Raw genomic sequence first — 7,703 nt, 5'->3', positions numbered from 1 at the left:
CAGTTTCCCTTGGTAATTAGCGCTTACGACAGAATCGCTTGGTAATTAAGATACGACAAAGTCGCTTGGTGTTAACACGATTTATTGCATTGGTAGACGAATGTTATGACAGTAAAACTAACTTGGTCATGACGGCTTACGTACCTCAGGATGAGATTTATACTAGCGGCTCACTGATGTTCGAGTTTGAGCGTACTAAAAGCCGGTTGATAGAGATGGCATCAGAAGATTATTTACAATTAGTGTCGAGTTGTTGATGTTGCGGTAATTATTTAAATTACCGTTTTAGTGGGTTACGAAGAAGGTAAATATTGGCATACGAACATGCACTTTTATAAAGGGCTAAAATTTAGTGAGAATGACTATTCAATAGTGTTAATGAGAAAGGTTAAAATCCGATAAATACCCTGATTCGGCTTAACTTGTTGATTTTACTTATTTAAAAATATTGGCATTTAGGTTGCAAAATTAACTTCGACTTAACCTAAAGGATGACAATGATGAATACTCTCACTAAAACACTAGCTACAATTACACTTTCTTTATCTACTATTGGTATGGCAAACGCAGCAGATTCTTTATTTGCAGCAGACGAATCAGTATCTTCTAAATTATGTGTTGTTGCAGCACAAGGTAGCAAGATTCAATTGCACAAATCGATTAAAGATTCTGGTTTGAGCAAGCGCTATATTGCTGAAAATGTTACCTGTAACGATCAAAATATTTTAGCCTTTGTACAAGATTATGCTAAAGATCCCGATGAAATGAACAATGCTTTAACCAATGGTAAATTTAATACTAACGTTGAAATTATTGATTTGGCCGCAGCGAATACAAAAAAGTAGTAAGAGGTAAAATTGAAGCCTGAGTATGTCGTTTTTGTTTTTATTGTTGTTGCTCAGCACATAATTTAAAAAAGGTGGCCATGGCCACCTTTTTGCTGTTTTGAATATATCTACCGAGGTCTAGTATCTTACTCTCTAGATTGCAAGCAAATAGGCTTACATACTTTTAAGTGCATCAATAATATCTTGCGGCTCTGAACGAGTTCTATAATCAACATCCACATAACGCCAGGTTACGTCGCCATTTTGATTGAGCACAAAGGTTGCTGGAATAGGCAGAATGTTACCATTACCGTTGTTGATGGTTTCTAGATCGAGTTGCCTATCATTTTTCATGTGCTCAATGAGAAATTCAGGCACTTCCCATGCTACGCCGTACTGGCCTGCAACTTTGGCACTTTGATCTGACAATACGATAAAATCCATCTTGCTAATTTCATCTTCACTGAGCGAATCATCGGGCACCTGCGGGCTTATAGCCACTAACGTTGCCCCTAGACTTTTAATATCGTCTAATCGAGACTGTAGGGCACGAAGCTGCAAATTACAGTACGGACACCAACTCCCGCGATAAAAAGTGACTACAACAGGCCCTTGGTTTAATAGAGAAGTGAGTGAAACAGTATTCAATTTTGCATCTGGCAGCGTGAACTCAGGTGCTTTATCACCCAATGCCAATGCATCACTGCCTTGCTGAAACGATTTAGCTTTTGCTATTTCTGCATCAACCCCTTTCATGAAATCTGGGTTGCCTTTACGGCCAGCTTCAACCTTCGCTTCAGTTTGTTCTTTTAACGTTGCCATACAAGCCTCATGGTTTACTACATCATAATGACGTATCAAAATAGTGATATTGGAGTAAAGTTAACGCCTTCCTAGTAGTAATGAAACCTATTTGCACTACATTTACGACTACCTTCGCCATAAATGCGGTACGGCGCAAAAGTGCGCCTGTTTTCATAATATATTGGATATTAGTCGGATATTAGTCTGGACACCCACACTTATTTAGTTATTAACTAGCAGTTCACTTACCGAGCATTACCACTTTGTGTCATTAAGGATTAACTATGAGCCTTCAGCAGGAAAACAAAGCCATTCCACAAGAAGCTTTCGATTGGTACGACGCTTATGCCCACGGTGGCATGGACAGACGCACATTCATGACCAAACTCACAGGATTAGTTGCCCTTGGCTATTCCATGTCCTTCTTAACCTCGTCATTACTGCCTAATTACGCGTTGGCTGAACAAATATCCTTTAACGATCCCGACATAACCGCAATCTACGAAACCTTTCCTTCACCCCATGGACACGGCGAAGGTAAGGGATATTTAGTGGTCCCAAATGCTTTAACCCAAAATGAAACCACGCAAAAAAAAGCGCCAGTAGTATTGGTAATACACGAAAATCGTGGATTAAACCCTTACGTTAAAGATGTAGCCAGAAGGCTTGCGAAGGCAGGTTTTATCGCGTTTGCTCCCGATGCTTTATTTCCGTTAGGCGGTTATCCGGGTAACGATGACGAAGGGCGCGCGATGCAGCGTAGTCTAGAGCGTTCAAAAATAGAGCATGATTTTGTTGCCGCCGCTGAATTTATCAAAGCGCACGAATTGTCTAATGGAAAATTAGGCGCTGTGGGGTTTTGTTTTGGTGGTTACATGGTGAATTACCTAGCTGCCGTCGATAGCGACCTTATAGATGCAGGTGTTCCTTTTTACGGTACGCCAGCAGCCAAAGAGTTACGTAAAAATATTGAGGCGCCTTTACTTATTCAACTTGGTGAATTAGATGAGCGAGTAAATGCAACTTGGCCAGGATACGAAGAAGATTTGAAAGCAAATAATGTGTCGTATGAAATGCACATGTATAAAAACGCGAATCATGGTTTTCATAATGATTCTACTGGGCGGTTTGACAAAGACAATGCTGAGCTAGCATGGTCTAGAACCATTGCATTTTTTAACGCTAAGTTGGCGTAAACTAACTATTTTACTTAAGCATTACAGCAGATATTCCCAAGCGTAAAGCTTAAGAAACATAATTTAAGACTCATATCATCAACGCAAGGTCTTTAAAATAAGCCGCTTTTATCAAGGGTTTTAGGAGTGATGAGGACCTTGCTTATACTATTCGCTTTTTGCCTCTCCACAATGTGCTTTTATGATACGGCACATCGTGTTCGATGGCTTTTTGTCTAATGAAGTTTTCTACCATTGTCCGACTACACTGGAATTTTTGTATATCAATATAGATACGTTTTTCTCTGTTATTTGAATCAAAAGATACGCTGGTATGATATCTGGTTCGGGAGTACTCGATGGACGTAATATCCACCCATACTAATCTGACATCTTGCCCTTTTAAGCAATAAAGCACGCCATCTTCATTTAATATGAAGTGATCCTGAGCGTGAATTTTCCACTTTTTCTTGTAATACCAATATAAAAAAGGGGAAGCGGGTAGCAATAAGGCGCCAACTATATGCCTAAAATCATCTTCGCTTTCTTTAAATAGCATCCAGGCGCATACCGCACCAATTACCGAACTAAATAAAAATAGTATGAGGCTAATATCTTTGTAGTCTCCACGAATAGATGCGCTAGTGCTGTGCTGAGTTAGTGTAGCTAATCTAGCTTTAATGCTATCGACTCGCTCGGGGTATGCGTGATGGTCAATAGTTTCTAGTGCCTCTAGTAACTCATTGTAGGAGTAATTGGCGTAATTCGGTTCCATGAAGTTTGAATTAGTTGGTTGATGTCATTATTTAAGCAATATAAAAATTGCAAAAGTGAATAGCAAACATACCGCAGTTTTTACACTCAATAATGTGTTGTAAAAATAGCGTGATCGCCACGACAGACTTTATGTCTTAGCTGTTTGAAATTAAAGAGTGTTTTAAGTTTATTAAGAAAGCTGTTCACTGTTGTGGTGCGCCGCTCAATGCCACTGGCGATCTCTTGGTGCATTGCTATAACGTAATGGTGGTTGATGTGAATGGTTATCTTCAAAAACGATTAAGAATAAGCTCATCAGATGAGTTGCTTAGGCTAGGTGACTGCTCGCCTGATTAAAATGACGCCTATATTTATACTAAAGTCTAACGTTGTTGGTATGTTTATTGTGATGTGTTAACTGAACACTCACTTGGTTTTCCTCCGAGTGGGCACGTAGTAGCAGTTGAAGCAGGAAACACACTCATGATAAAAACAAATACACCGTTGCGTCCCACACTATTAAGTGTATCTATTGCGGCAATGTTTGCCGTCAGCCCTGCGTATGCACAAGAAAGTGAAACCGCCAGTGCTGAAACTGAAGAAGAAAAAATTCAAGTAGTAGGCCGTCGTATCTCTACTACCGAGGTCGCCATTGGTACGGGTGAAGTGACCAATACGCTGGCCGTTACCCGAGAAGCGTTATTGTCGGCCCCAGGCGGTATATCTGGGCTTAAAATGTTAGAAAGTTTACCTGGTTTTAATGTGCAAACGGACGGTGCATTAGGTTTATATGAGTTTGGAAACTCTGTGAATGTGCGCGCATTCAACTTAAGCCAAATGGGCTTTGTATTGAACGGCGTACCCATGGGGCGTTCAGATGCTTTCGGCGGTAGCCCTATTTTCAGATATGTAGATAATGAGAACTTAGCGTCTGTAGTGGCTTCTCCAGGTGCAGGCGATGTTTCCGCACCAAGTTATTCTACCTTAGGGCCTATAGCTTCGTACTATTCGGTAGACCCGTCTGACGAAGCCGGTGGCATGATGTCTTATACCATTGGTGATGATGATTTAAATCGCTCTTTCGTTAAATTAGAAACCGGAGATATTAATGGTTTCAAGGCTTACGTAAGTCGCTCGAAAACCGACAGCGATTTATGGCGCGGGCCAGGTACCATCGACAGAGAGCACATTGAGGGTAAAGCAATTTATGCCTTTAGTGACGAGACTACATTTACCGTTAGCTATGTGGCCAATGACTTCTTCGATTATGATTCGCCATCAGGTACCGAAGCGACTTTTGACGATAACTATTATTACAGCTACTTAGATGCCATTCCGGAAGGCTGTATTGCACCATTAACCGGGGTTTACGATTTCAACCAAGATGGAGTGGCTGATGAAAGCGACTTTACCCCTGTGTTCACCGGCAGTAACTGTACAAGTTATTACGAAGACCGCGTAAACGTTCGCGACGATAAGCTTTATTCTGCTCAGCTTGAAACCTACTTGTTAGATAACTTGTTATTTACCGGTACTTATTATTTTGAAGATAAAGATGGTTATGGTGTTTCTCCCGATTCTTACAGTAACACCTTAAGTATTTATGAAGATCAGGCGGCAGCAGGGCTAGATGTAGTGCACCCACGTGGCGTGCAATATGGCTTATCGTCAGTAGGTGGTGATAGAAAAGGCTTTGTTGCTGATTTCAACTTAACCCTCGATGCCCACGATATACAATTTGGTGGCTGGCAGGAAAAAGACACTTACCATCGTACGCAACAGCGTTTAAATAAAACTGGCGGTAGTGCTGACGGCGACGTGATTTGGGATGAGGTGGCATATTATCGTCGAGATTATACCTCGGTACGTGAAACTACGCAGTTGTACGTGAAAGATACCATTAGCTTAATGGACGATAATTTAAAGCTTGAATTGGGTATAAAGTCTTTAAGTGTGGATTATTCACTTGATGGATATCGTGATTATGATGATTACGAAATTGACGGTGAAGCGGGCTATGGGCCTCAATCTGTGGGCGGCAAATTTAGCAACCATTTCTTACCTTCAATAGGCGCGGTATACACCCTAAATGACACCGACCAACTCTTCGCGTCTTACTCGAAAAACTACGCGCTACCTAATGGTACAGATGACATTTATGACAATGCGGTTAGCTTTGAACCCGATACTCCCGAAGGTGAAGAAGCCGATAATATTGAATTTGGCTACCGTACCAACAAAGAAAACTTTAACGCGGCATTAGCGTTATTCTATACCCGCTTTGATAATCGTTTGTTTGCCAGTAACGTATTAAACCCCGCCACTGGGCAGCCAGAGAGCTTCTATATTAATGGCGGCGCTTCAGAAGCCTACGGCTTTGAATTATCAGGTGTTTATCAGCCTGACGTATTCAAAAAACAGTTATACATGAATGCCAATATCTCGTACAAAAATGCCAGCTTAGTAGATGGCTTTGGTAGTAATCCTGAAGGCAGTGCCTTGGCTGATAGCCCAGACTGGGTGATGACAGGAGGCATTACCTACGAGCCAACAGAATGGCTAGTAGCGAACGTATCGGCAAAATATACCAGCAGTCGTTATACCGATTACGCCGAAACCTATGAAATGGATAGCTACACCACGGTAAGTGCCTATGTGGATTTAGGCGGTGTGAACCCTTTTGGTATGCCTGAAAATGTGAGCTTACGGTTAAACGTAGATAACCTTTTCGACAAGGAAGTATTGTCGTTTGCGTTTGTAGGATCGGCTTTCTATCGCCCTTTAAGCCCTCGTAACGTGCAAGCTTCATTAACGGTGGCTTTCTAACATGACAACTAAAACGAATACAAAACTGTATCAATTAAACAAAGCAATGATTGGGGTAGTGGTAGCCTTAGGTCTTGGAACCACGATGGCGAGTTCTGTAACACAGGCAGCCGATAAGGTATCTCTAGAAGAAGCCGAAGCTATTCAGCGAAAACTCGTGACCTTGGACACCCACCTAGATACGCCTGCGCATTTGGTCAGGCCCGGGTTTGATATCATGGAGCGTCATACCTATGGCCACGACTTTTCGCAAGTTGATGTACCACGTATGCAAGAAGGGGCACTAGATGGTGGTTTTTGGGTGCTTTATACCCCACAAGGCCCGCTTACTACAGAAGGTTATCAACAAAGCCGCGACACTGCTCTACTGCGCGCACTTGCAGTACGCACCATGGTGACTGAACATCCTGAAACTTTTGCGTTAGCGCTTAACCCTGATGATGCGAGTGAAATTAAAAAAGCAGGCAAACATATTGTTTATATGAGTATGGAAAATTCCTATCCCTTAGGTACGGATATGAGCCTACTTGAAACGTTTTATAAGTTTGGGCTACGAATGGCGGGGCCGGTACATTTCAAAAACAATCAGCTTGGTGATAGTTCTACCGATCCCGAAGGCGTAAAGTGGGGTGGGCTTTCGCCGTTAGGTGAAACCTTTGTGAGCGAAGCAAATAGATTGGGGATTGTGTTAGACGGTTCCCATGCTCATGATGAAACGGTGAAAGACATGATTAAATTGTCCAAAACCCCCATCATATTGTCGCATACTGGCGTGAAAGCAATTTACGATCATCCGCGAAACATTGACGACGACTTGCTCAAGCAGCTTGCCGAGTCGGGCGGTGTCATTCAAATGAATGCTTACAGCGACTACCTTACTGCATTGCCTGAAAATCCTGAGCGAAAAGAAGCTTACAAGGGATTGATGGCAATGGTTAAACAAGGTGCTGACCATGAAAGTTTATTAGAGAAGCGTAGGGAAATAGAGCATGAGCATCCCGCGGTTAAAGCGTCGTTTGATGTGTACATGAAACACTTCTTACATGCGTTAGAAGTTGTGGGGCCCAAGCACGTAGGTATTGGCGCTGACTGGGATGGCGGCGGCGGTGTAGACGACATGATGGATGTGGTTAATTTGCCCATGATTACACAACGTTTGTTAGAAGAGGGCTATACCAAAGAAGACTTAGCAGATATTTGGAGCGGTAATGCGCTGCGGTTAGTTAAACAAGCCCAAGACTATGCTGCCAGTTTGAAATCAGCGAGTAAATAGTTACACTGAATTGAAAACGCGCCCTATTCATTTGGTGAGTAG

General features: G+C 42.1%; 7 protein-coding genes. 5 read left to right on the top strand and 2 right to left on the bottom strand.

The window, feature by feature from the left end; all coding sequences use genetic code 11:
- Positions 1-68: 68 nt before the first annotated feature.
- Together zapE and J5X92_RS11095 are read left to right on the top strand one after the other, a co-directional pair.
- Entirely contained in the window at positions 69-257 is a 189-nt protein-coding gene (zapE, locus tag J5X92_RS21055; protein ID WP_348272396.1) for an AFG1/ZapE family ATPase, read from the top strand.
- A gap of 240 nt (positions 258-497) precedes the next feature.
- Positions 498-845, top strand: coding sequence for a DUF3718 domain-containing protein (locus J5X92_RS11095; RefSeq protein ID WP_158306759.1), 348 nt, complete (start codon positions 498-500; stop codon positions 843-845).
- A gap of 156 nt (positions 846-1,001) precedes the next feature.
- Here J5X92_RS11095 and J5X92_RS11090 read toward each other — a convergent pair whose 3' ends face one another.
- Entirely contained in the window at positions 1,002-1,649 is a 648-nt protein-coding gene (locus J5X92_RS11090; protein WP_013783124.1) for a peroxiredoxin-like family protein, read from the bottom strand.
- A gap of 266 nt (positions 1,650-1,915) precedes the next feature.
- Between J5X92_RS11090 and J5X92_RS11085 the strand changes: the two genes are divergently transcribed.
- Complete coding sequence (locus J5X92_RS11085; protein WP_013783125.1) at positions 1,916-2,827, top strand: dienelactone hydrolase family protein; 912 nt, start codon at positions 1,916-1,918, stop codon at positions 2,825-2,827.
- 142 nt (positions 2,828-2,969) lie between these two features.
- On the opposite strand, the gene J5X92_RS11080 is transcribed toward J5X92_RS11085, so the two are convergent.
- On the bottom strand, positions 2,970-3,581 hold the full coding sequence (locus J5X92_RS11080; protein WP_208805778.1) for a hypothetical protein: 612 nt from the start codon (positions 3,579-3,581) through the stop codon (positions 2,970-2,972).
- Between the two features lie 464 nt (positions 3,582-4,045).
- Between J5X92_RS11080 and J5X92_RS11075 the strand changes: the two genes are divergently transcribed.
- Together J5X92_RS11075 and J5X92_RS11070 are read left to right on the top strand one after the other, a co-directional pair.
- Complete coding sequence (locus J5X92_RS11075; protein ID WP_208805777.1) at positions 4,046-6,388, top strand: TonB-dependent receptor; 2,343 nt, start codon at positions 4,046-4,048, stop codon at positions 6,386-6,388.
- Positions 6,389-6,473: 85 nt separating this feature from the next.
- A complete protein-coding gene (locus J5X92_RS11070; RefSeq protein WP_244360654.1) occupies positions 6,474-7,661 on the top strand; it encodes a dipeptidase in 1,188 nt (395 codons plus the stop codon).
- Positions 7,662-7,703 lie beyond the last annotated feature (42 nt).

Origin of the sequence: Alteromonas sp. K632G (assembly GCF_017653625.1) — a bacterium.
GTDB lineage: Bacteria > Pseudomonadota > Gammaproteobacteria > Enterobacterales > Alteromonadaceae > Alteromonas > Alteromonas naphthalenivorans.
The sequence above is the reverse complement of the archived record's forward strand: the minus strand, read 5'-3'. Positions and strand labels throughout refer to the sequence as shown.